We start from the raw sequence: 23,225 nt of genomic DNA on the forward strand, positions 1-23,225 counted from the left end.
CCACCCCGAGCAGTGGAAGGAGGCAATGCCGCTACTGCCCGGCGACGTCGCCTGACGACGTCGTGCGATTACTGCGCCCCGACAACACGAGCCCCACTCACCACGAAACCGCCAACCAACCGCCTCCACCGACGCCAAGCGCACACCGGCACACCACTCCCCCAACTACCGACCACCACCGACCGCACCACACCACCCACGCCCCTCCACACGAACACCCACCACCCCCGGCCAGGTGCTGGCCGGGGGTGGTGGTGTTCAGGAGGCGAACCCAGACCGACCAGGCGGCAAGATTCTCCATGAACCCATCAGGGCGGGCCGCTGACGGGGCCGCAGTCGTGTGGTCGACTGAACGCCGAACCGGGGACAAGCCCGGCGGCCGTGGGGAGGGCGGAGTGACGCTGACAGAACGGCACAGAGGCACGGTCATCGACCGGCCGGGACGGGGGTGTCCGCGATGACCACCGCCACCGGACCGCTCGGGGCGCCGTTCTGGCGTTTCTGGACCTCGACGACCTTCGCCAACCTGGCCGACGGCATCCGGGCGGGCGCGTTCCCTCTGATCGCGGCGTCCCTCACCGACAGCCCGTTCGGGGTCGCACTGATCGCCGCGTGTCAGCAGGGCGCCTGGCTGGTCTTCGGGCTAGCCGCGGGCCTTCTGGCCGACCGTCGCTCCCCCGGCCGGGTCCTGGCGGTGGCGGACACGGTCCGGGTGGCGGCGCTGGCCGCGCTGTTCACCTTGCTCGCCCTGGACGCGGCGACCATCCCGATCCTGGCGGGCGCCGCGTTTGTCATGGGTGCCGCCGAGACCTTCCGGGACACTTCCGCGCAGAGCATGCTGCCCCGTCTGGTGCCCGAACGGCAACTGGAGCGGGCCAACGGGCGACTGTTCGGCACGGAGATCGTCGGCAATGAGTTCATCGGCCCACTGCTGGGCGCGGCGCTCTTCGGTATCGCGCTCACCGTGCCGGTCGCCGTGGACGCCGCAGTCCTGGTCACCGCGGTGCTGCTGGTGCTGACCCTGCCGCGCACCCCGGCCCGGTCCGCCGCACCAGCCGGAACGGCACGGCTGCGCACTGAACTCCTGCTGGGCGTCCGATGGCTGCTGCGCAATCCCCGCCAGCGGGTGATCAGCGCGGCCGGGGCGGTGATCTGCTTCGCGGACGCCGCCTGGTGGTCCGTTCTGGTCCTCTACAGCGACAGTGCGCTGGGCGTTCCGCTCGCGCTCTTCGGCGCACTGCTCGCGGCCGGAGCGGTGGGCGGCACACTCGGCGCACTGGGCTCCGAACGGCTGGCCGCCCATTTCGGTGTGCGGCCCCTGCTCGCCGCCGCCGCACTCTCCACCGGCTTGCCCGCCGTGCTGATCGCGCTGACCGACAACCCCATCGCGGCCGGCGCGCTGCTCGCCCTCAGCAGCGCCGGATTCGCGCTGTGGAATGTGGTCGCGCTCTCCGCCCGGCAGCGGGAGACTCCCCCACAACTGCTGGGCAGGGTCACCGCCGTGCACCGGATCGCGCTCTACGGCAGTGGTATGGCCGGTGCGCTCGCCGGCGGCTGGATCGCAGGATCCGTGGCCCTGACCGTGCCCTTTCACGCGGCGGGACCGCTCGTGGCACTGGCCGCGATCGGCCTCCTGACCACGCTGCCACCACGACCCGACGGTGGGCCAGGCTACGGCCGCAGTGGGTCCGAATAGGGTCCGCGCATCGGCAGCCACGACATCCTCACCGGCCCCTGAACAGCCAGACCTCGCAAGGGGCTCGTCTCTCCAGCCCCTTCCTTCCCGGAGGGCTTGCCCTGCCCAAGAACAACAACAGGAAGGCGGTGCATACCCCTGGACTTGCGGAGGAAGCGGGTCAAGACTCGCGGGATGAACGACGAGAACGGAAGCAAGGACTCCGGCGTCGGCCCAGTCGCATTCCTCGGCCTCTCCATGCAAACCCTCCGCGCCCGCATGGCACCCGCGGAATACAAAACGCTCGCCAAGGCGGTACACCAGTTCTGCCACCTGATCACCAACGGTGGTCCAGGCTCCTTCGAGATCGACGACACCGCATTCACCCCGGGCCTCCACCAGGAGCCCATGACCGTCAGCCACACCGACCACCACTACATCGACATGCCCAGCCCCAAAGGAACGTTCGGCGGAGCCATGGTCCAAGCCGACATCGCCGAAGACCCCGAACAACTCCAAGCTGTCCGCGCGAAACTCAACACCTGGTGGGCGCAGCGAGAAGCCGAAGACGCGACGCTGGACGGCATCGCCCGCGCCAGCGGCCTCGACACCCAGCGGTGAGCGAGACAGTTGGCCCGGACTTCCGCAGCCCGGCCAGATGGCACGGCCCCTGGCTGGGAAACCCCGCGCTCTCGAAGCCAGCCACGGGGGTGGTCCGCGTGGGAACAAGCAACGTCCCCGGCCCGGTCCCACCGCGGTCGATCGGCGCCCTCACACGCGGAGCAACAGTCTGGAGGTAGGGGACTTGGCGTACTCGGCTTCCTCGGCCGGGTCGCGATGACCTTCAGGTCGTCGTGGGCGGCGGCGATGTCCTTACGGTGGGTGGCCGCCGGCCCCTGTGCTCGTGCGGTTTTCCCCGCTACTCCATAGCGGGCCCATGCCCTCGGGACCTTGAGCGGCTCCCGCGCCGCTCCAGCCGCTCGCGGATCTTCTCCGTCGGCAGCAGGGCTTACAGGTATCCTCGCCACCATATTGTCTGGAGGGCCATCCCGAGTCGGCCAAGGTCTTCGAGAGTTGCCTTAGCGTCTCTGGCAAAGGCGCTGGCTGTTGCTCTGAGCCAATATGTGCGGCCCTATCGGGGCGGGAAACGTCACGCCTGGCGGCGGCCAGAGTATGGCAAAAAAATGGCTCCTTCCCGCCCTGGCGCATGGCCCTTCTATTCTCCGGTGGTCCTCCGGATCATCAGTGCGACTCCTGCTCCCGCTACTACTCCTGCGGCTCCCCAGGACACGCTGGGGCTGCCGTCGTTGAGGTTGTACCCCACCAGGCAGAAAAGCAGGAACACACCGAACGCGTACACAAGAGCGAATTGCCGCCTTGCTCGCATCATCACGCCTCTCTGAACACACTCCGGTCAGTTATGTGAAGGGGCCGGACGGCTCACTGCCGCCCGGCCCTTCATGCATCACTGTCTTCTACCGCTTGAAGCGGAACCCGCACCCTTTGTTGGTGCATCTGGCCTTCCACACCGGAGTTTTCCGGGCGGGGGCAGGTCCGAACCAACCGGAGGTGTAGTAGTGCATCTTAATCTCGAAGCGCTCCTGGTAGCCACAGATCGGGAGGATCTTGAGCATGCAGACCTGTCCCTTCCCGTTGGCCTTCCACTGCACCCACCCGAAGCGTTCCACGTTCTTGTAGGCACCGTGCATGGACAGACTCCAGCCGATCTTGCTCGCGGCTCCGGCCTCGTCCCCCCAACTCGAACCCATGGAGCTGGTGATATCGACACCGCGGGTGCAGACTTGGACGCGCATGCCAACCGTACCGATCTGCATGGGGACGCCGCCTTCGTAGACCTTGTAGCTGCGCTTGTGAGTGCGGCACGCGTTCCCGGTGAGGTCGGACTTGTTGACCGGGTCGCCACCTACGTAGTCGTAGTCGTTGCAGCTGCCGCCGAGAACGGAGTCCTGGCTCAGGAACCGTCCGGTGGACGGGGAGTAGAGCCGAGCGCCCATCAGTACCGTGCCGTCCGTAGTCTCGGTTGACCGCTGCTTGGAGCCGAGCCAGCCGTAGCGGGCGGTGCCGTCGCCGACTGCGTTGCCGTATTCATCGGCGGCCCGTGGTGCCTGGGCCGTGTCCACCGGGTACTGAATGGCGATGTCGCCGTGCAGGTCGGTGAGCTGGACGGCTGTGCCTCCGCCCTCCCCGCCGATAGCGGTGAGGATTCCTTCGTTGCTCTTGATGAAGCGGTTGACCTGGCGGGGTGAGGATTTCTCCAGCACCCACGCGGGGTCGGACTCGTCACCGAAGTGGTTGTTCTTGCGGTCGGCGACGGTCCAGTTGCCCTGGGCGTCTTTAGTCCCAGCCGCCCAGCCGCCCGGCGCCATCGAGGCTCCAGGTCTGCCGACGGTCACCGGTGGTCTGGGAGCGCACCATGTCGTTGGCGAAGTAGCCGTAATCGTTGCCGGTTGTCCCGACGGTCCGTCCGAAGGCACTCGGACGGAACCCGAATCGGAATCTTGGCCCGTCCATCCGCGCAGGTCGGGACCCGCGCCTCCGGAAATCTGGTGCACTAACCTTCTACCAGGGGCACTTTGAAACTTCTTTCCCCTCTGCGAGCCCCTGGCCAGGGTGCATGGGGTGACCGTCATCCGCTTCACGAAGGAGATCCTCACCGACGAACACGAAGACGTCGCCGATGTCCTACACCAACTGGAAGCCACCGGGATAGAACAGGCCATGGAAGCCCGCCCGGCGCCGACCGACACGCACCCGGGACACCCGACCACCCTGTAGTACGCACCGGCGCTGGTGCGCACCGGGCGCGCCCGAGCCGTCTATCACCCACCCCCTAATGGGCAGTGATGCGGGGCACCGCCAGGCCCACCCCGGCCCATCGAGGCCCTGAAAGAGACTGCGGGCCCCGCATCACTCTCTCGTGACGGTGGTCGGTTCCGGAGAAGCCGCACACACCCCCAGGGACTTTGATCCCTTGGACAAGAGTCGGCCTCCGGGACCGTCCAGCGCCACAAGTTCGTGCCCCCACCGCATCCAGTCCGATGATCGGATCGTTGAGGTTCGTGGTCCGAGCCGCCCACAGGGATCACCTCTCACCACGCCTGGAGCCGCTGAGCTCTGGAGCAGACCGAGGGCCTTGGCGGCCGCTGGGGTCACGAACGGCTGATCGGATGCAGGGCCATCGAGCCCTTCCATTAGGGAGACGCGTGCCCCCGCACGGCTGCGACCAGCAGCACGCCCCCGACCGAGAGGACGGACACGACGCTATGACCGTCACCTGCGGAATCGACTGGGCCAGCGACCACCACGACGTTGCCCTGGTCGACCATGAGGGCACCTTGTTAGCCAGGGCCAGGATCACCGACGACCTCGACGGCCTGCACCAGCTCTTCGACCTCTTCACCACCCACGGCAACACCGCGAACGGCCCCATCCCCGTCGCGATCGAGACCTCCCGCGGCCTTCTCGTCGCCTGCCTCCGCGCGACCGGCCGGCCCATCTACGCCATCAACCCGATGGCCGCCGCGCGTTACCGCGACCGCCACACGGTCACCCGCAAGAAGTCCGACCACCTCGACGCAATGGTGCTCGCGAACATCCTGCGCACGGACAAGGCCGCCCACCGGCCGCTGCCTGACGACAGCGAGCTCGCCCAAGCGGTCGCCGTCCTGGCCCGCGCCCAGCAGGACGCGGTCTGGGACCGCACCCAAGCCGGCAACAAACTCCGCTCCCACCCGCGCGAATACTCCCCCGGCTTCCTCGCTGCCTTCCAGCACAACCGCGAAGGGATCAGCAGCAGCGTCGCCCGCGCCGTGCTGGCCGCGGCCCCCACTCCCGAACAGGCGGCCAAGCTCACCCGCGCCCAACTACGCTCACTGCTGAAGAAGGCTGGCCGCCAGCGCGGCATCGAGGCGGAAGCCGAACGACTCCGCGATGCACTGCGCATCCTGCAGATGCGCCAGCCCCCGCAGGTCGAGCAGGCCAAGCGTCGCGGTCATGGCCCGCAGGGTCAAGAACCAGCGTCTGGCCTCGGTCGGCTACGTCTGGGCCATCGCCAGCCTGACAGCCTCACCCGGCGCCCGGGCCCACTACGACCGAAGGCGAGCCGACGGAGACCGCCACACCGCCGCCCAACGCAACCTCTTCAACCGCATGCTCGGCTGTATCCACCACTGCCTCACCAAGCGCACCCCCTACGACGAACTCACCGCGTTCCCCGCCCCGACCACCCCACAACTCGCCATCGCCGCTTGACAGATCAACTGCATCGGATGTCTTGTCCGCGACCTGATCGGAAGCCGAAACCAGGCCAGACAAGGGGAAACGCACCGGATAGCGAACCTGGTCCAGGAACGACGCGCGCCCACCGACACCTGGTAAAGGGGTGCATCGGCGGCGCGCGCACCGATGCGGTCGGGCATCGGATACGGCGCACCGGGCGCGCGTGAGTGCCGGGCATCGCCGGGTGGCGCGCACCGGATGCGACGCACGACATCGCGGTGCGCGCCGGGGTGGAGTCCACGATGTTCGGCATCGGATGCGGAACATCGTGGGTTCGTTCCGGTCTCGTGACGATGCCGGGCGTCGTCACCACAGCCAGGCGTTCGAGTGCCGCACCCGGGACAGGGCGCGGGCATCGCGTCGCGCGGCCGCGTTGCCGATCCGGTTCTGCCGGGACCGGGGCAGGCGCGACTGCCCAGCAGCGAAACGGCGCTGTCCCGCGTCCCGGAGTCGCTTGCGTTGCTTGCGCAGCTCCGCCTACTTCGCTGCCCTCGACTTCGGTTTCCCGGAGACGTTTCCAGATCGGCTCCCACAGCGGCGGCCCGTATATGTCGGCGCGCTCCTGAAGGTCCTTCTTCAACCGGGCCGCGATGGCCTCGATCCTCGGGCCCTGGGATGACGTGGTCATGCGACTCCTCCCGTGGGCGTCGTCGTCCCGCCCTGCGCGGGCGGGAACGGTGTGCGCGGCGCGGACCCAGGCGGACAGCGACCGTGCGTCGGACGTCGTCCACCGCCTCACGCAGCCCGGCCGTCACCACCTCGCGGGCCTGCACGGGGGTGACGTCGGCTGCGCCGTTCGGCGTTGTCGTTCTGGTCCCGGTCCTTCTCGCCCAGACCTCCATCGTGCTCCCCGTCGGTGGGTCGGACCAGGGCGTGCCGGAGCACGGGCGGCTACGGGCACCGGCTGGTGACCGGCGCGGAAACGACCTCTCAGGCTGGCTGGAAGGAGAAGGAGTCGTTGCGTGACCCCGAGCCCCAGTAGTTGCAGGGGTGGGTGATGATCTCGCGCCGTCACCGGTGCTGGCGTCCCGTACATGCAGGCAAAGGCTTGCCTGACCGTTCATGTGGAGCGTGTTGATGACTTCACCCGCCCAGGGGTGGTGGGCGGTGAACTGGAAGTGCTGTTGCCTGCCGTGGTGGCAGTCCTCCTGGGTCACGTGTCCGTTCGCACAAGGGCTTGAGTGGCGGGTGAGGCACTTCCCAGTGAACGTCTTGATGAAGTAGGTCCCGGCCTCGTTCGCGTACTCGTAGATACCGAAGCGCTGGGCCCCGCGGTCGACACAGGTGTTCTGCACCGGAATCGCGCCGTTGCTGGTGGACGCGTTCTGGATGGCCAGGCACCTGCCCGAATGCGCCGCCCTCACCTTGTAGACGCCGGGCGTGGGAGCCGCCTGGGCCGGAGCGGCGGACACGGTCAGAATTAGCGCGGCGGCGGTGGAGAGAGCCGCGACGAGACGTTTGCGCACGAGGGAGACCTCCGAGGAGACAAGGGTGAGGGCGGCACCGGCCCGGATAGTCGGACCGTATGCCCGTGTCACTCCTCAGGCGATCCCTCGTACGGGGGGGGCCGGTGGACCGGTGCATTGACACTCACGAGGGCGCCTCCCCCACCCTGCCCTCCGCCATACCCCGGCACTCGGGACGCCGCGGACCGTATGGCAGCCCTACCTCTGATGCCGACAGGACAGCCTGGCGAAGGCCGAGCGGGCGGGCAGTGCGGAGAGCTCGCGGACCTCTTCGCGGCACTGCCGCCCGGCGCCAAGGTCGAGGCGCTGGATCGGTGCTACGGGGCGAGACGGGGCGCCCGGTGCTGGAGGACCCGGCCCGGCGGCACGGTGGATGAGACGGCGTCCTCACAGGTTCACAGCCTGATAGGACGCGCGTCTGCCTCGCGTTCTGGGGTGTGAGGCTCATAGCCTCACAGGCTCGGGCTCACGTGTCACCAGGTACGTGACGTTTCCCTTGGGTTGCTTGGATGGGCTGAAAGCGGGAACTGGGTCACGGCCCCGCGTCGCTGTCGCGCTGTGCGCGTTCTCCAGGTCATGGAGCTTGTACTCGAAGAGTCCGCGGTGACCATCAAGGTGGTGTCCGTGGGCGGTAAGCGGATGTCGAAGGCGAACTACAGCCAGCTGCCGCGCTGCAGCCTGCTGGACGACCAGGAGTGCGTGGTGCGGGGCCGGCCCTGGGGCATCGTGGTCGAGCCGAAGTGCTGCCAGTCCATGCACGCGCGCGGGCTGTCCCACTGGCACGTCCTGTCCGAGCGCGAGGGTGAGTCGGCCGTCTGGGACGTGCGGCAGGAACCCGGCGCGGCCCCGTACAATCTACGCCCCGGCGGCCCTTGCGAGCCGGACTCCCGCGTCGACAGCGATTTCGCCGACGCCTGCGCGCTGCAGAGCCACCAGGGCATCACCAACTTCTTCCAGGGCCAGATGTTCGGCCTGATCCGCGACGACCAGATCAAAACGACGATCGAGGACACCACGGTCCACCTAACGTGCTCCCCTGCCGTCCCTAAACTGCGCACCGCCAGGAAGGAGTACGGACAGGACCGCCCCGCGGGCGAGCCCCTCGTACTACTCCATGGGCGAGGTTCCTCCCTCTGCCGCCAAGGATGCTGAGGAAGCCGCGCGGGAGCTGAAAGACGCCGAAGAGGCCCTCACGCAGCTGTGTTGCCCCACGCGAGCGCGAGGCTCGGGACCTGTACGCGGACCTGGTCGAGGATGTCCGCCGGATCAAGCGAGCCCGGGTGAACTACACCGAGGCCCTGAAGACGGTCGGCCGACTCCCCCCAAGTCTTCCTGGACGCCTGACTCGCGCCGGTGCCCCTCGTCCCAACGTTCGGAGCGTGATCGTGCCTGTGTATCGAGGAAACCGCTCGCCGCTGGTGATTGCTCACCGGGACGTGGTCCGGCTTCGGGGGGCAACCCGCGGCGCCGCCATCCCGCAGCAACTCCTCGCGCTACCCGGCCCCGTCGTCGCTCCCCCTGCCCGGTATCGCGTCGATATCTTGGTACTTCCCGAGCTGCCGCCCTAGAGAACGACCCCGCTCCGGATCGGGTTCACCGTGGTCTCAAATCCGGTGAACATCACGATGAAGGGGATTCGCGGGCCGGGATGCGCGGCAGCGCCTTCAAGACCCTTGGCAGATCACGGGGTTCCGCCCGGCTCACGGCGATCACGGCAACGGCCGCAAGGCCGATCACGGTTGCCAACGCCGCGTACGAGAGCACAAGATGCGGGTCACGAAGCCCCACGCGGGGATCATGCCTGGAGCACTCAAGCTCACCCTCCGGCTGCCGCAGCTCCTCGACCGAGGCAGCCGCGAGTGCAGCCCGTTGAGTGTCCGTACCCGCTCTTTGATGCGCTTGGGTAGGGGAGGAAGAGAAGCGAGGGTCCGTGCCCCACGCCTGGTACGTAGTCATCTCCACATCATGACGGACCCGACCACCGCCCCCGGATCGCGCGACTGGTCGCCGCAGTCCGCCCTTCCGTCTCAGCGAGTCTGCATCAGATCTGAACTCCCCGGTTCGCCGCCCGCTCGGCATCGTTCTTCGGGTACGGGTACGGGTAGTTGTGACCGAGCGGTTCAGTTGGGGAGTTGAGCAAGGGGTACGGCCTGAGAGCCCAGAAGGGCCCCAGCCACCGCTTCGTCGGCTGGAATCCAAGATCCGCCGGTCCTTGTCCGCATACGCTCGACGGGAGTGACGCCCACCGCCCCGAAGGAGGCCAGTGAGCCTTGACGGTCTCTTCGTCATACGGAGGGAGATCATGCTCTCCACCGCCAGCTGAACACCGCCTTTCGGACCAACTGAGGGTGCGCCCCGTCCTTCCCAACCGGGACGAGGACGTGGCGCCATCTCATGCAGATCCTCTCCACGGAGCTACGCGGCGACCAGCCGTCGCCGATTCTTGACGACGCAGAGACTGCCGACGCCGTCCGCTGCTCGGACGCCGTCCTCAACCGGCTCGGAATCCGCCTGTTCCTGGAGTACCGCAGCAGGGCGGCATACAAGCGGTATGCCACGCATACGAATTCAGACAGTCCTGAAGGGGATCTAGACGGGTACCGGGCAGAACTGGCGTCGCGTGAACGAAGCGAGGCGATAGCCGGGTACCGCGGAGTCGCCTGCGACGTGCGGAACCTGATCTTCGCTGCGCGGTACAAGCCGGAACTCATCATCCGGGACGCGGCGCAGGGAATCGTCGAGGTCGTCAAGAACAAGGAGCACTGCCTGCTCTCCGACCGGCCCGTTACGAGTGCCGGCCTGACCATGGCGGAGCTCGTCGACTGGTGGGGGTTCCGCGACGGCGAGTACGGCCGCCCCCGTGATGATCAGGTAGACCGGCTGCGCGCCAAGCTCACAACGCAGTGAGAGAGAGGCCCCAGCCGACGAACCGGATGCTGTTGGCAAATCCGGCCCTGCGTGGCGATGGCCTGCAGAACCCTGTTGGGGATCCGCAGGCCCTTGGCGTGTTCGGGGTGGGGTTCGGAGCGTTGCACAGACCGGAAACCTCAGAGGAGACCATGCGGGTGGCTCGCGCTATGCTTCCGAAAGGCCCACACCCAGCAGGACCAAACTTCGCCAGATCAAGTGCTCACTCGCCAACTGAAGCACTCAGCCAAGTAATTGATGCTTGCCAAAAAAGGCTCCGAATTCAGTAGTCGAGATCCAGGTAATCAATGTCGTTGATGGCCACTTCCGATAGTCCCGTGGCGCGGGATCCGCCGTCTTGGAAATACACTTCCTTAAACCCTTCAGCGATGATCCCACGCATTTCCTGGTCGCTGGCTCCTGTTTCGCGGGCGTCGAACAGGCGTTGCGCGTAGGTCGCGGGGAGGCGGACGGTGAGGCGACGGAAGCGGCCGTCGTCGGTCGTGCCGACTGGGGCGGTGTAGCCGAACCTGGCGCGGGTCTCGACGGTGATCCCGGTGGTGGCGGCTTCCCTCTGCCGGCGCTTACGGACCTGGGGCTGCCAACGCTGGCGTACGGCGTCGTCGATCTTCGAGGCGATGTCCTTCGGCGGATGCTTGCGGGCGCCGCGCCGGTAGCGGTTCACCGAGTCAGCGGTGACTCCGAGCTCGGCCGCGACGGCCTTCGCTGACCCGAGCTGGCGGAGCAGGTAGTTGATACGGCCCTGGAGGGTTTTCGGCGGCTGGCGGGTGAAGTTCTCGCGGTCGGCGCGCTCGATGGCGTCCTCGATCTCTCCGGCCACGGGTCACTCTCCTTCGTCGAGGACGGCGTCGTGGCCGTCGCCCTTGATGTGGCGGGCGGGGTTGAGGCCCTGCTCCATGAGGTCGACCGCCCACAGCATCGGCTGCACCCCTTCGAGCTTCGCCAGGCCCGGCGTGGGGCCGAGACGGAACCCACCCGGCTGCGGCTTACCCGAGGCGGCGTAGGGGAGGAAGTCCAACGGCGATGCGCCTGGGGAGGGGTAGACGACGCAGTCGGAGAGCACGGCGAGCGGGTACAGGCCCGTCATCGCGGCCATGTTGCGCAGTTTGCGGTGCATGTTGACCCGCGCCTTGCTGATGACGGCGGCCCTGATGTCGGGGCGCCAGGTCGGCCGCTGGAGGGCCGGCCACGTTTCGCCCTCCTTGTAGTGGCGGCCCTGCGGGCGCTCCCTGAGCTTGCCGACTCCGCCCTTCACGGTCGCCTTGATCGCGGACAGGACGGCGTTCAGCGCCGGGTCGACCTGCTTGTGTTGCTCCATCGCTGCCAGGAACTCGACATCGGTGAGGTCCTTGGTGACGCCGAGGTCGGCGAGGGTGTCGACGTAGGCGGTCTTGAGCCGGTCGTGCCAGGGATCCAGATACGCGCCGGTTTCCCGCCGCAGGTACGCCTCGATGGGTTCGACGTTGTGGCCGAGCTCTTGGGCGTAGGCGACGGTGTGCGTCTGATACCAGGCAGGGCCGGTCGGGCGGGTGCCGTCCGGGGTGAACGGTGAGGGCAGGCGCGGGTCCAGCTCGATCCCGGAGAGGTCGGCCAGCCAGGAGCCGGGGATCTTCGGGTTGAACTTCGGGGCGTGGAAGTGATCGGGCGCGCTCAGACCCACCGTGAGGCGGGCTGCGGCCGCGAGGAACGCGGTGTTGAGGTCCAGGCCGACCGCGTAGGGCAGCAGGCACTCCTCATCGGTGAGGAGGCCGACATCGCGCACCCACTGATACGCCTCCTCGTTGAGGAAGCCGCCCGTCCAGCCGGAGTTCACGACGACGGGGTGTTCGGGGGTGGCCTCCGGCGGCGCCGGGTCCATCGGCTCCGTCCCCAGCGAGCCCGCGTTGTAGCCGGACACCCAGTTCCCGGAATTACGGTCCTGCACGGCCTTCGTCGGCGGGCGCAGCGCGGTCATCAGCTCCAGCCCTGAAACGGCTGTGGAGCCGCGCGGGGTGATGACCCGGGTCGCGTAGACCCCGAGGACGCGGGCGATGTCGGCTGGCTCCATCTCGCTCACGCCGGGCCAGGAGCGGGGATCGAGCGCGTCCCAGGAGAGGACGGCGAGTTGCACGCATGTGCGCTGGCCAGCGGTCGCCTTGCGGTAGATCCGGGCCCAGGGGCCGAACCCGCGCTGCGTCAACTGCCAACGGGCCTTGGTGACCTGCTTGACGATCGGGTGGTCCTCGGGCAGGCGCAGGGAGCGGCGCTGCTCGTGTCCCTCCAACTGTTCGGGTAGCCCGAGCTTCACTGCGGCCGAGGCGGTGAGGACGATGAGTGGGTCGGAGTCCTTGCCGTACCGGTTCAGCTTGGCGGCGCCGATGCCGGACTCCTTCAGGGTCCACTCCACCAGCTGCGGGACGGTGGTCGCCGGGCAGTCGAGGACGATCCCGTCGACGCCGTACGCGGAGCCGTCGCCATCGAGGACGGCGAGCGGGCCGTGCGGGAACCGCGGGTCGGTCGCGGGCTTGGCGGCCTTCTTCGCCGCGGGGCGGCGGGACGACGTCGCCGGGCGCGCGGCCGGACGGGCAGGGCGCTCGGCCGAGGCGATAGGCGCTTCGACCGCTGCGGCGGTCTCCGTCTCGGGCGTGGTCGGCCTGGCGAACGTCTCCGGTACCGAGGCGGGCTGCGGTTCGACCACGCGGGCCGGTGCGGCGGGAGCCGCGTGGGCGGGGTACTTCGCGGCCCACCCGTTCAGGAGCCGCTGGTACGCCTCCAGCCGCGGCGACTTCGGCTCGGAGCGGCCGTTCTCGTAGTTCTTCACCGTTTGCGTCGTCGTCTTCAACGCAGTCGCGAGGCGGGCCTGAGTGATACCGGCGGCCTCACGCAATCGGGCACGTTCCGCCGGGGGCGGGAGCTGCGGCTCCTCCGCCAACAGGGCGTCGATGTTCGCGAACAGCTCTTCCTCGGATGCCATATCTGCGTACCTCCACTCCAGACTCTAGCAGAATTTACCCTGATATTTATCCATATCTTTAACCCGATTGGATTGAATAGGCGGTGCAGTGCTGCCGGGTCGGGAGGTGCAGGTAAATCGAACAGAAGTATGTTTTCGGCCATGGCTGATACCGACTTTCCCCACGACCTACGCGACGCACAGGCCCGGCTTCACCAGACGAGGGCCGCGTATGAGGAGTTGTGTCGCACGCTGCCGTGTTCGGTCGAGCCCGCAGGGGGCTGGGAAGGCGACAAACAACTTCACAGTGACCGACGCTCCGGTACGCCGACCAGCCCCGGCAACACCGACCAACAGAAAGAGGAAAAGGCGCGGCTACGCGATCTGCTGTTGGAGTTGTCGACCATCCTGGCGACGCACGAGTTCTGGCAGACGCTGCGCGGACCGGGGTGGGTGGCTGCCCGGATGGAACTCAAGCAGAACACCCCTCGGGCCTGCTGCAGATACGGACTGAGTGCTGCGCCCGGCCCGCCCGACACCGAGCAGCAGTTGGAGACGCTGCGTTTCCTGCGTGCGCCGGGTCCAGGCCCAGGAGCTCGCGCGGACTGAACGCTGGATACCGAAAGCCGAACAGCGCGCCGGCCGCGATAGTCAGCCCGGCCCCGGTCGGTCGGTTGACCGTCTGGCCCGCGTTGGCACCGCACCGGTACCCCCGCCAAGATCGAAGCCGGACGCTGCCTGCGCCTCTACCCCCGCAACCGGATCCTCGCCGCCATCGCCGCCGCCACCAGGCTTCCCTACGGCGACCTCCACCGCTACGCCCACTCCGCTCACCCCGCCGTCCGCTGGAACTACCTCCCCTCCCTCGAACGCCACCTCTCCCCACCCCACTTCACCCCCGACAGCCTCCTGTTCGGCCCCGGGTCCGTCGCCGCCCGCCACCACCACGCGCTCTCCAACCCCACCCCGGCCGCGCCGGACAGAACCACCTCCACCATGTGACCGCGCCACGGACACGCTTGCGGCCCCAGACCCGATGCTGCTCGGGGTCTGGGGCCGCAGCCGTTGTATGGGACCGGTGTCAGCGAGCGTCCGGGTCCTCGCCGACCAGTTGGGACAGCAGCTCGATGATCTGTGCCTGGTTGCGGTCCACCTTGACGTTCAGATTCCGCACCTCCCCGGCGAGAGAGTCGATCTTCTGGTCCAGGCCGCCGATCCGGTCATCGAGGCCGCCGACCTTCTCGTCGAGGTTGCTGACCTTCTGGTCGAGATTGCCCACCTGAAGACGCAGAGCGGTCAGGTCCGACTTGACGATCCCGAACTCGCGGTCCGTCTTCTCCTGGGCCTGCTCGTAGCGCCGGGTGAGTGCAGCGATCTCGCTCTGCGCGATGGGCTCCTCGGCCGCCCCGGGCCCTCCTGCCAGATCATGAAAAGACACGGTCATCAGGCCCCCGCGATACCGCCCTCGATCGGCACCCTAACCCTCCCCACGGAAGTGCGACTCCACGACAGCGCTAGGCCAGCATGTGTAGCTCGCGAAAAGCGACCCGCAAGGAGTCCGCAAGGTCTTCACCGGCCTCGACCGCCTCGCCGACAACCCTCGCCCCGACGGCGCGTTCGGCAGCACCGACGTGCTGCGCATCCACATCGGCTGCTACCGCGTCCTCTACGAGATTGACAACCAGATAGTCCGCGTCAGCGTGATCCACCTCGGACGCGTGCGCTGAGCCACAGAAACCAGGGCCGCCCGGCCAACGCGGGCCCCTTTCTGGTGACTTCCTGGATGCACTGACCTGCCGGGTATCCCGACCGGGTGACTGTCCGGGTCCTCACCTCTGACTGCTCCTACAACCAGCTCCATCGGTGTTCAGGACACAAATACCCGGAACCCCTGGGCTTACCCGATCCTACGAATGATCAGATCCGACCCGCTTGAAAGGTAGGAAAGCTCAGCGCAGTGCTTGGGCCACGCGCCGACTCAGCCACTCGTCGTGGAGGGCGCCGACCGTTTGCCAGGCTGCGTCGGAGACTTCTTCGGTCTGCGGTTCACCGATGTCGGCGGTGGTGCGGAAGAGGAACCGGAAGTAGAAGCAGAAGTAGAAGTGCATGGTGGGCGGGCTCGTCCTTGCCTGGGTTGGCGTCGATGGAGGTGGATGCCGATGTGAAGCTGGGTCTCGCCGTGCGGGGGCTCCGTGCCGCCCGGGGGGGGCACGCGCGGGATCTGCCATCCGGCACCGTGCGGGCACCCGGTGTACGGGAACTCGACCCAAGGGCGTCTCGCACCCCGCAACCGGTTATCAGCAGTCGTCGGTGTGGGCAAGCGCGCCGGTGGTGAGGCGCCCGACGATCGCCGGGGCCTCGTGGACGAGCGTGTCATCGGTGAGCGCTTCAACCATGAACAGCGCGAAGTCCACCCGTCGTGTCATATTGCCCGCGAGGACCGGATCGCCGACATGGCGGCTCCACACGGGGAGCCCCTGGCTCTTGCCCTCCTCCAGATCGCTGCCGCGGACCAGGGTCCATCTCCGGTCGGCGGCGAAGATACGGCGCGCCGCCTCCAGTTGGTCGTTGACGTCGAGGAGGCGCAGGACGCGGGCCAGCTTGGTGATGGTCAGGACGAGGGTCCGGAACTTCCAGGAGTACCGGTCCCGGGCGTCCCGGCGGACGTGCCAGCCGCAGGAGAAGACCAGCCGGGCGTCCGGGGCGGCGTGATCGAGTACCGCCTGCGCGGTGCCCGACGAGTACTGCCGCATACCCCAGGGGACCAGTACGGTCAGCACCCCTTCACACCCGGCGACGGCCCGCCGGATCACCTCCGGGTCGTTCGTGTCTCCGGGGACGATCGTGATCCGGTCCGCGAGCGCGGCGAGTTTGCCGACACTGCGTTCGCGGCAGACGCCGACGACCTCGTAGCCGCGGTCCAGGCAGTGCTGGACCATGTACTGCCCCAGCTTTCCGGAAGCTCCGACTACGCAGACCTTCCGCATCCGCTCTGGTTCTGAACTCATTTACTCGTGCTCCCGCCCTCGCCCGACCACATACTTACGATGTAAGGAACGCTAAACTAACATCGTAAGTACGACAGGGGCAACAGTGGAGTGGCATTCATGCGCGAGCACGGCACCGACGGGCGGGCGAAGTCGAGGCGGAAGGGACTGAACGGGGAACGTGTGGTCGCGGCCGCGATCGAGCTGGCCGACGAGAAGGGCTTGGCCGGGGTCACCATGCGGGCTCTCGCCGGCCGGCTGGGCGTCGAGGCGATGTCGCTCTACAACCATGTGCGGAGCCGGGAGGACCTCCTCGACAGGATGGTCGACAACGTGTTCGGCCGGATCGACCCGCCGCCGTCGGCGACGGACTGGAGAACTGCCATGCGCCACCGCGCCCGATCGGTCCGTACGGTGCTCCTGGACCACCCGTGGGCCCTCAGCCTGCTGAACTCCCGCAGCCGACCGGGCCCGGCGACCCTACGTCACCTGGACGCCGTCCTGGGAACCCTGCGTGGCGGGGGATTCTCCGTCGCGATGACCGTGCGCGCCATCTCTGCGATCGACAGCTACATCCACGGGTTCATCCTGCAGGAGTTGAGCCTGCCCTTCACCGACCAGCAGGAACTGGACGACGTCACGGACGGCATCATGCGCGAGATGCCGACCGACGCCCACCCGCACCTCGCGGAGGTCATCACCCTGCAGATGCGCGGGCCCGGATACGACAAGACGGAGGAATTCGAGTTCGGCCTGTCCCTCGTCCTCAACGGCCTGCACCCCGATGAGGCCTGAAGCCCCAGGGACGGAACTCGACTCCTCTGGACGTGCTGGTCGTTCACGATGACGGCACGGTGGACACGGTCGAGCTGACCGGCATCGTGGACATCGCCACTCGCACGCTGGCTGCGGCGGTGCCGCGGCCGTCGACAGAGGCGGTGGACGCAGCCCTGCTGCTGGCGCGTGCGGTGGCGCCGGAGCCGATGCGTCCCGGTTGGCCGGACGCCCTCTCGGGTGCCATGTAGGCCGGGGTGCCGATCAGGACGCCTGCGGTGGTGATGTCGTGTCGGGCGTCGCTGCTCTTGGTGATGCCGAAGTCGACGGCCGTTGCCTTGCCTCTGGAGCGGACGACGATGTTGGACGGCTTGATGTCCCGGTGGGTCAGGCCCTCCTCATGTGCGGTCCCCAGGGCGTCGGCGACACAGGCCGCTGTGCGCACGACCTCGGGCAGAGGCAGTCGCCTGCCCAGCGCCGAGACCCTCAACACGGTGCGCCGTGCCCGATACTCAGCCCAGCTGGCCAACCTCGCCAACACCGACTGACCGCCCGCCTTCGCGCACTCAGTGACGCTGCCCCGCACATCGGGAGCAGCGCCACTTCTGCATCCCAGGGCCGCTTTGTTTCAGCTCGCTGAAACACCACGGTTTCGTCTGTGTGACCGTTCTCCCGGCACGCACCCCCCTCTTCGAGAAGGCAGCAGGTCAAAGGGATCTCATGGCGGAGCGGCACTCGCCACGCCGCCCCCTGCCCCAGCAGCACCCTTGCGGCCAGAGCACGGTGCCCCTTCTGGACTGGCCGGCTTCATCGCGACCGTGCACTCCATGATGAGCGTGCTCGCCAACGAGTGTGCGGTTCCCGAGATGGACCTGACAGTAGTACTCACCGGCGACATCACGGCATCGATCCGCGCGCACAGTGAGAGCGATCGGAACTTCACCCCCGAACGGTCCGGCGGCATCGTGGAAGGCAAGACAATCGAGGTCGTTCGGGACTTCAGCCAAACCGTCATCGTCATCGACATCGACACGGGAACCGAGACCGCCGACGAGGAACTAGACGAGGCGGAGTTGCTTCACCTCGTCATGCACGAGTACGGGCACGCCCTGCTCGGGCGGCTGCGGGCAGGAGCCGGAACCCGGCCTCCCAAGACGACCCGCTCGAAGACGCCGGAAGAAGTAGCAGCGATCTGGGCATACGAAGCGGCCCACGAGTTCCGGTGCGACCTGCTCTCCAACACCCTCTTGGCGAAGTTCGCCACCACGACAGACGACGATGGGGCGACCCGGCCGTTCACCTTCGCCGACCTTGTCGGCGAAGGCTACCGCGATGCCTTCGCCAGCCTCCTTGACCACGTGCACCCCGGGTGGCCCGACCTGGTGTTCGCGTACCAGACGCACCAGATCGACCTGGACGAGATGTACGAGGGGCTGCTCCACGGCACCGGCGGGGTTCTCAAGCTGATCGCGCATGCCGATGCCGTGGAGGAAACGGGCGGGAATGCTCCGCTCCTGGCCGGATTCGCGGATCACCCAGCCGTCCGCGAGATCCCCGGCCCGATCTGGGGACCCATCCGCAAAGTGCTCGACACGAGTCCCATAATGCCCTCACTGGACGAGTTCGCGGCCGTGGACAATGCCGTTCAGGAGCATGGCGAGCGCATGGTCACCGTGTGGCAGTCCCTGGGAGTCAGCGCGCTTGACGGACGAAGGCGAGTTCTAGGTGACCGTGAGCTGAGAATGCGTACGAAGTGCGCGCCCTGCCTCACACGCTCACACCTGACAGGGCAGCGCGTCTACCCGAAGGACTGCCTGTGAGCCTGGCAGACCTCAGTTCGGGCCGAGGTGCACCGGGTGCGTGACACCGACCCGGGGTCCGAGCCGGGCGTGTTTGTGTCGTCTTGGGGTGCGCTGTTGGTGGGCGGATAGCGGCGTCGCCCGTGGCCGGGTAGGCCGGCCGGGGTCGCGTAGACGCTGGAGCCGCCGCTGGTGGTGACCGGGTGTGCGCGCCACCCTTGCGCTGGTGCGGGTGGCACCATCCGCAGTAGTCCGTCCGGGAGGGGACGCGGAGTGGGCGGGGTGACTACGGGCTCTCCGGACAGCGGGCACCATCCTCCCTCTGGCATGGAGTGCAGGGCGAGGGTGTCCTTGTGGGTGATCCGGGCCCAGGTGCCGCAGGCGCATTCATAGGTGTTCGTGAGCTCTTTGCCACTCAGGACCACTTCCCGGACTTCGTGCAGATGCCGGGGCGTCCCGGGGTGGAGTGCTCGTAGAGGTGACCGTTGCGCAGGCTTGCTTTCGTCGGGGTACCGCACTCGGGGCAGTCGATCAGCCTAGTCGGTGCGGAACCGCGCCTCGGCATGTCGTCCTCCTTCACTCGGCCTGCCCCGCCTTCTCGGTCAACTCGTCGTATCTCGGGGCCTTTTGAATATCCCCCTGCACGGCTGCCGTCCACACCTGGCTGTGCGCCCCGCTCCAGCCTGCGCAGAATGATCCGCGCGGAGAACGCCGGGCGCGACTTGACTTCCGACCGCTCGGCAGGCACCGTCGGTCGTCCGCGTCCCTAGCGCCGAGGCGGGCCTGCGTGTTCTGCCGCAGGCCCGTCGTCTTCCTACCGGCGCCTCAGCATTCGGCGGATGACCGAGTCGGAGCCGCCTTGCTGGGGCACCGCCGGTTTGCCGGCGATGCTGCGGAGGGTGTCCTCCGCAACACCGGCCCGGTCCTTCGCTCCGGGCGGCGGTGCGAGGGTGATCCCGGCGTCGGTGAGGATGCCCAGGTTCAGTTCCCAGGCGGTGGCCGAGCGCTGCTGCCACAGGGCGAAGGCGGCCCGGACATGCTCGCGGGCCTGGGGCTCCGTCATCTTGGTGACTTTGATCAGGTGAGCAAATGCCTGTGCTTCGATGCCGCGGACCTGGGCATAGCCGAAATGCGTGACAGTGTGACAGTCGGTGCACAGGCAGATCAGCCGCTTGAGGGTCTGCACCCGGGTGGTGTCGTCGAAGGTCCAGCGCTCATGGGCTTCCAGCCACCGCTTGGCATCGCGGTCTTCTGCCGACCCGCAGGCCTCGCAGCGCTGCCCAGCCCGGTGGGTGATCATCCGGCGGAGACGTTCCCAGTCCTTCTTGTCGACGCAGGAGCGGACGTTGGTGAACCAGCAGGTGCTGGGCACCAGGTCGACAAATAGGCCGTTGCCCAGAGTCCGGTCCTCGCCGGGCAGGAGGTCGGGCACATCCGGGGCTGCTGCCCACCGCTGGAGTTCAGGAATCCCCGGACGGGGCGCGTACCAGCGCTTCACGGTCCCGTCCCAGCGGGCCCCGCCCCTCTTGGCTTCGTCCTTGTCCGCATACGGAACATCCAGCCAGTGCCGCTCAACTGCCATACCTAACCTCCAAGTTGACGATACGTCATATCATGGAGGGGAGGCTAGCGGGAAGCACCGACAGTGATGCTGATACTCAGGTTCCGGTGGCCGTGACTCGGGCACTGACTGACGTCCTGCTGGGCTGTCCTCGGGTTGTTCTGCCCGGCCGCCGGGACCTGTCCTCACGGCTCCGGCCTGGCGGAACATGACCTGATAGGAGCTTGGTCAGAAGCCCCCTCAACGTCCTGTCCGCGCCACCCGGCCGGTGCCCACCTCCGGTTGGGAAGGCATCATCAGCACGGCATCAGAGGTCGCAGAGGACACCGCGGACCAGGATGTGTTCGGCGGGTTCGACTCCCATGCCGACACCGTCCACGTCGCGGTCATCAGCGACAACGGCGGGCACCTCGCGGTCGCCGAGTTCGCCGCCACCGCCGCCGGATACGCCGCGGCCCTGGCCTTCCTCGACGCCCACGGCCACGTGAACGCCATCGGAGTGGAAGGCACCTCCTCCTACGGCGCCGGCTTCACCCGCGCCGCCCGCGCCGCAGGCCTCGATGTCGTCGACGTCAACCGGCCCGACCGGGCCGAACGCCGCCGCATCGGCAAGTCCGACCCCATCGACGCCTACGCCGCCGCCCGCGCCGCCCTGTCCGGACGAGCCTCCAGCGCTCCCAAGGACGACACCGTCGCCGGCATACGCGCCCTGCACAACGCCGCCCGCTCCGCTGTCAAGGCCCGCACAGCCGCCCTCAACCAGATCACCAACCTCCTCGTCACCGCACCCGAGGCCGTCCGCGCCAGGTTCGGCCGGCTCAAGGGGACGGACCGCACCGAGGCCCTGGCCCGGCTGCGACCGGCTGGGGACGCCGTCCACACCGCGGTCCTCACCGCACTCAAGAGCCTCGCCCGACGTGTCAAAGAACTCACCGCCGAGCACGACGCACTCACCAAGGCCCTCGACAGCCAGGCCACCGCCCACAACCCCGGCCTGCGAGCCGCCTACGGAGTCGGCCCCGACACCGCGGCCCAACTGCTGGTCACGGCGGGAGGCAACCCCGACCGGCTACGGACCGAGGCATCCTTCGCCGCCCTCCGCGGAGCCGCCCCCGTCCCCGCCTCCAGCGGCAAAACCAACCGGCACCGCCTCTCACGAGGCGGCGACGGGGCGGCCAACGCCGCCCTCTACCGCATCGCCCCGGTGCCGCTGGGCGTGCGCGAGGGCGTCCAGCACCCGGCTGTCCTCGCTGGTCGCGGTGAACTTCAGCTTGCCGTTGACGGCCAGGTCGAACATCACCGCCCGGTCCCGGCCGATCTGCCCGTACAGCAGCACTTCCCAGAAGTCGCCGTGGTGAGCGGAGACCTTCTCGATCTGCTCGTACTGCTTCGCGAAGCCACCGAAGCCCTCCCCGCGCGGGTGACCGCGCCGAACCCGCCGGCCCGCACCATCTGGGCCTTCACCAGGGAGAGGACCGCACGCGCTGTTCGGCGAGCCGGGCGAGAGCGTCATCGACTTCGACCTGATCGAGTCCCAGTTCCGCCACCTGATGCGGGTGGCCGTCTCCGTACGCGAGGGCACCATCTCCTCCTCCACACCACTCAAGCGGCTGCGGTCGGGGTCGCGGAAGAACGCCACCTACGCCGCCTTTCGCGAGGTCGGCCGCGTAATCCGCACCGTCCAGCTGCTGCGCTACCTCTCGGACGCGCCGCTGCGCCGACGGGTGACCGCGGCGACCAACAAGGTCGGGTCGTTCAACCGGTTCTCCCAGTGCATCGGCTTCGGCAACCGCGGCGCCATCGCCGACAACGACCCCATCGAGCGGGAGTAGGCGATGAAGTTCAACGCCCTGCTCACGAACGCGGTGACCTTCCACAACGCCCTGGACATCGCGGAGATCGTGCGGCAGCTGCTGGAGGAGGGATGGGAGATCGACCCGGAGGACCTGGCCCGCGTCTCGCCGTACCTGACCGAGCACATCAACCGGTTCGGCGAGTACAGCACCCACGAACTCGGCATCCAGCCCGACGCATATGAGCCGAAATTCGATGTCGACTTCGCCCCGCCGCGTGAGCAGGACCTGACTGCCGTCGGCCTCGGTCAGGCCGCTTGACTGACCGCGAGTCTTCTTGTGTGGGCGCCGCTTCTCGTGGTGCGGTGTCAGGTGTGGGGCGATGGAGCGCCGGGTGGCGACCATGAGGCCGAAGGCCAGGGCGTGGCCGACGAGGTGCGAGCCGCCGCGGACAGTCCTGGCGCTGACGCCAGTGAAGTTCTGGTCGTGTTCTGGTCGAACATCAACCTGTACGACGCCTTCCGCCTGGCAACGGCAAGCGGCTCGATCAGGGGCTTCCTGTCAGCTTGCCTCGGCAGCGGCAGGTTGAGGCGGCCTCAGCGTCCCGGCGCCCCTGAGGGCGCGGCGGTGATGATGGTGTCGAGGATCGCGCGCGACGCCTGTAGATCTTCGATGGCGTGGGTGATTCGCTCGCCTTCCCGGCGCAGTTGGGCGAGTAGGTCCGGGCAGGTGGGCACGAGATGCTCGTCGTCCGCCCGGATGCACGGCAGGACCTGGGCGATCAGAGCGGTCGGAAGCCCGGCCGCCAGCAGACAGCGAATGCGGCGCACTGTCTCGACGTCCGACTCGCAGTAGATGCGGTAGCCGCTGGGCAGCCTGTCGGGCGTCAGGAGTCCTCGCTGTTCGTAGTAGCGCAGCAGCCGCTCATGGACCCCGGTACGCCGCGCCATCTCCTTCATGCGCATGCCGCTCAGCTCATTCCTGTTCCCCTTGCCCACGCCGCGACTTGAC

Annotated in this window: 19 protein-coding genes and 8 pseudogenes; 13 read left to right on the plus strand and 14 right to left on the minus strand. The window is 67.9% G+C overall.

The genetic code is table 11. The features are described 5' to 3' along the window. The first annotated feature begins 457 nt into the window (after positions 1–457). On the plus strand, positions 458–1,696 hold the full coding sequence (locus NBG84_RS07340; RefSeq protein ID WP_250918485.1) for an MFS transporter: 1,239 nt from the start codon (positions 458–460) through the stop codon (positions 1,694–1,696). Between the two features lie 174 nt (positions 1,697–1,870). Further along, positions 1,871–2,296 (plus strand): hypothetical protein, encoded by a 426-nt coding sequence (locus NBG84_RS07345; protein WP_250918486.1) that lies wholly within the window; start codon positions 1,871–1,873, stop codon positions 2,294–2,296. 854 nt (positions 2,297–3,150) lie between these two features. On the opposite strand, the gene NBG84_RS07350 is transcribed toward NBG84_RS07345, so the two are convergent. Continuing rightward, on the minus strand, positions 3,151–4,062 hold the full coding sequence (locus tag NBG84_RS07350) for an RHS repeat protein (protein ID WP_250918487.1): 912 nt from the start codon (positions 4,060–4,062) through the stop codon (positions 3,151–3,153). Continuing rightward, entirely contained in the window at positions 4,031–4,207 is a 177-nt protein-coding gene (locus NBG84_RS07355; protein WP_250918488.1) for a hypothetical protein, read from the minus strand. The genes NBG84_RS07350 and NBG84_RS07355 overlap by 32 nt, the downstream gene beginning before the upstream one ends. Positions 4,208–4,315: 108 nt before the next feature. Between NBG84_RS07355 and NBG84_RS07360 the strand changes: the two genes are divergently transcribed. Together NBG84_RS07360 and NBG84_RS07365 are read left to right on the plus strand one after the other, a co-directional pair. Further along, positions 4,316–4,471: a hypothetical protein gene (locus tag NBG84_RS07360; protein WP_250918489.1), complete on the plus strand. Its 156-nt coding sequence runs from the start codon at positions 4,316–4,318 to the stop codon at positions 4,469–4,471. Between the two features lie 488 nt (positions 4,472–4,959). After that, positions 4,960–5,947 (plus strand): annotated as a pseudogene (locus tag NBG84_RS07365) (IS110 family transposase). Between the two features lie 333 nt (positions 5,948–6,280). Here the strand turns inward: NBG84_RS07365 and NBG84_RS07370 are convergent. Both NBG84_RS07370 and NBG84_RS41475 read right to left on the minus strand, forming a co-directional pair. Next, positions 6,281–6,602, minus strand: a pseudogene (locus NBG84_RS07370) (hypothetical protein). 394 nt (positions 6,603–6,996) lie between these two features. Next, positions 6,997–7,512: pseudogene (locus tag NBG84_RS41475) on the minus strand (RICIN domain-containing protein); the annotation flags it as partial. A 504-nt stretch (positions 7,513–8,016) separates the two neighbouring features. Here NBG84_RS41475 and NBG84_RS07375 point away from each other — a divergent pair. Continuing rightward, positions 8,017–8,592, plus strand: a complete 576-nt coding sequence (locus tag NBG84_RS07375) for a hypothetical protein (protein WP_250918490.1) — start codon at positions 8,017–8,019, stop codon at positions 8,590–8,592. A 468-nt stretch (positions 8,593–9,060) separates the two neighbouring features. On the opposite strand, the gene NBG84_RS07380 is transcribed toward NBG84_RS07375, so the two are convergent. After that, positions 9,061–9,228 (minus strand): hypothetical protein, encoded by a 168-nt coding sequence (locus tag NBG84_RS07380; RefSeq protein WP_250918491.1) that lies wholly within the window; start codon positions 9,226–9,228, stop codon positions 9,061–9,063. Between the two features lie 606 nt (positions 9,229–9,834). Here NBG84_RS07380 and NBG84_RS07385 point away from each other — a divergent pair. Continuing rightward, positions 9,835–10,347 (plus strand): hypothetical protein, encoded by a 513-nt coding sequence (locus NBG84_RS07385; protein WP_250918492.1) that lies wholly within the window; start codon positions 9,835–9,837, stop codon positions 10,345–10,347. 283 nt (positions 10,348–10,630) lie between these two features. Here NBG84_RS07385 and tpg read toward each other — a convergent pair whose 3' ends face one another. Together tpg and tap are read right to left on the minus strand one after the other, a co-directional pair. After that, positions 10,631–11,188 carry a telomere-protecting terminal protein Tpg gene (gene tpg / locus NBG84_RS07390; RefSeq protein WP_250918493.1) on the minus strand — a complete coding sequence of 186 codons (558 nt, stop codon included), beginning with the start codon at positions 11,186–11,188 and terminating at the stop codon, positions 10,631–10,633. A 3-nt stretch (positions 11,189–11,191) separates the two neighbouring features. Continuing rightward, entirely contained in the window at positions 11,192–13,321 is a 2,130-nt protein-coding gene (tap, locus tag NBG84_RS07395; RefSeq protein WP_250918494.1) for a telomere-associated protein Tap, read from the minus strand. Positions 13,322–13,462: 141 nt separating this feature from the next. Here tap and NBG84_RS07400 point away from each other — a divergent pair, with 141 nt between their 5' ends. Beyond that, positions 13,463–13,909 carry a hypothetical protein gene (locus NBG84_RS07400; protein WP_250918495.1) on the plus strand — a complete coding sequence of 149 codons (447 nt, stop codon included), beginning with the start codon at positions 13,463–13,465 and terminating at the stop codon, positions 13,907–13,909. Between the two features lie 472 nt (positions 13,910–14,381). Here the strand turns inward: NBG84_RS07400 and NBG84_RS07405 are convergent, their stop codons facing one another. Continuing rightward, positions 14,382–14,744 carry a hypothetical protein gene (locus NBG84_RS07405; protein ID WP_250918496.1) on the minus strand — a complete coding sequence of 121 codons (363 nt, stop codon included), beginning with the start codon at positions 14,742–14,744 and terminating at the stop codon, positions 14,382–14,384. A gap of 172 nt (positions 14,745–14,916) precedes the next feature. Here NBG84_RS07405 and NBG84_RS41025 point away from each other — a divergent pair. After that, positions 14,917–15,027 (plus strand): annotated as a pseudogene (locus tag NBG84_RS41025) (type II toxin-antitoxin system RelE family toxin); the annotation flags it as partial. Positions 15,028–15,249: 222 nt separating this feature from the next. Here NBG84_RS41025 and NBG84_RS07415 read toward each other — a convergent pair. Then, entirely contained in the window at positions 15,250–15,408 is a 159-nt protein-coding gene (locus NBG84_RS07415; RefSeq protein ID WP_250918497.1) for an NUDIX hydrolase, read from the minus strand. Positions 15,409–15,597: 189 nt separating this feature from the next. Further along, entirely contained in the window at positions 15,598–16,308 is a 711-nt protein-coding gene (locus NBG84_RS07420) for an NAD(P)-dependent oxidoreductase (RefSeq protein WP_250918498.1), read from the minus strand. 99 nt (positions 16,309–16,407) lie between these two features. Between NBG84_RS07420 and NBG84_RS07425 the strand changes: the two genes are divergently transcribed. Together NBG84_RS07425 and NBG84_RS07430 are read left to right on the plus strand one after the other, a co-directional pair. After that, positions 16,408–17,082 (plus strand): TetR/AcrR family transcriptional regulator, encoded by a 675-nt coding sequence (locus NBG84_RS07425; RefSeq protein WP_250918499.1) that lies wholly within the window; start codon positions 16,408–16,410, stop codon positions 17,080–17,082. A gap of 14 nt (positions 17,083–17,096) precedes the next feature. Then, a pseudogene (locus NBG84_RS07430) lies at positions 17,097–17,297 on the plus strand (integrase); the annotation flags it as partial. 44 nt (positions 17,298–17,341) lie between these two features. Here NBG84_RS07430 and NBG84_RS07435 read toward each other — a convergent pair. Then, positions 17,342–17,647: pseudogene (locus NBG84_RS07435) on the minus strand (protein kinase domain-containing protein); the annotation flags it as partial. A gap of 241 nt (positions 17,648–17,888) precedes the next feature. Here NBG84_RS07435 and NBG84_RS07440 point away from each other — a divergent pair. Continuing rightward, positions 17,889–18,881, plus strand: a complete 993-nt coding sequence (locus NBG84_RS07440) for a hypothetical protein (protein WP_250918500.1) — start codon at positions 17,889–17,891, stop codon at positions 18,879–18,881. A 793-nt stretch (positions 18,882–19,674) separates the two neighbouring features. On the opposite strand, the gene NBG84_RS07445 is transcribed toward NBG84_RS07440, so the two are convergent. Then, positions 19,675–20,442 carry a DUF5710 domain-containing protein gene (locus NBG84_RS07445; protein WP_250918501.1) on the minus strand — a complete coding sequence of 256 codons (768 nt, stop codon included), beginning with the start codon at positions 20,440–20,442 and terminating at the stop codon, positions 19,675–19,677. 319 nt (positions 20,443–20,761) lie between these two features. On the opposite strand from NBG84_RS07445, the pseudogene NBG84_RS41480 reads away from it, so the two are divergent. Then, positions 20,762–21,562: pseudogene (locus NBG84_RS41480) on the plus strand (IS110 family transposase); the annotation flags it as partial. Positions 21,563–21,574: 12 nt separating this feature from the next. Here NBG84_RS41480 and NBG84_RS07455 read toward each other — a convergent pair. Then, complete coding sequence (locus NBG84_RS07455; protein ID WP_250918502.1) at positions 21,575–21,934, minus strand: hypothetical protein; 360 nt, start codon at positions 21,932–21,934, stop codon at positions 21,575–21,577. Positions 21,935–21,971: 37 nt separating this feature from the next. Here NBG84_RS07455 and NBG84_RS07460 point away from each other — a divergent pair. Further along, a pseudogene (locus NBG84_RS07460) lies at positions 21,972–22,535 on the plus strand (Tn3 family transposase). A gap of 275 nt (positions 22,536–22,810) precedes the next feature. On the opposite strand, the gene NBG84_RS07465 reads toward NBG84_RS07460, so the two are convergent. Continuing rightward, positions 22,811–23,179 (minus strand): MerR family transcriptional regulator, encoded by a 369-nt coding sequence (locus NBG84_RS07465; protein ID WP_250918503.1) that lies wholly within the window; start codon positions 23,177–23,179, stop codon positions 22,811–22,813. Positions 23,180–23,225: the final 46 nt, after the last annotated feature.

The sequence above is a fragment of the Streptomyces albipurpureus genome, assembly GCF_023701525.1.
In the GTDB taxonomy this organism is placed as follows: domain Bacteria; phylum Actinomycetota; class Actinomycetes; order Streptomycetales; family Streptomycetaceae; genus Streptomyces; species Streptomyces albipurpureus.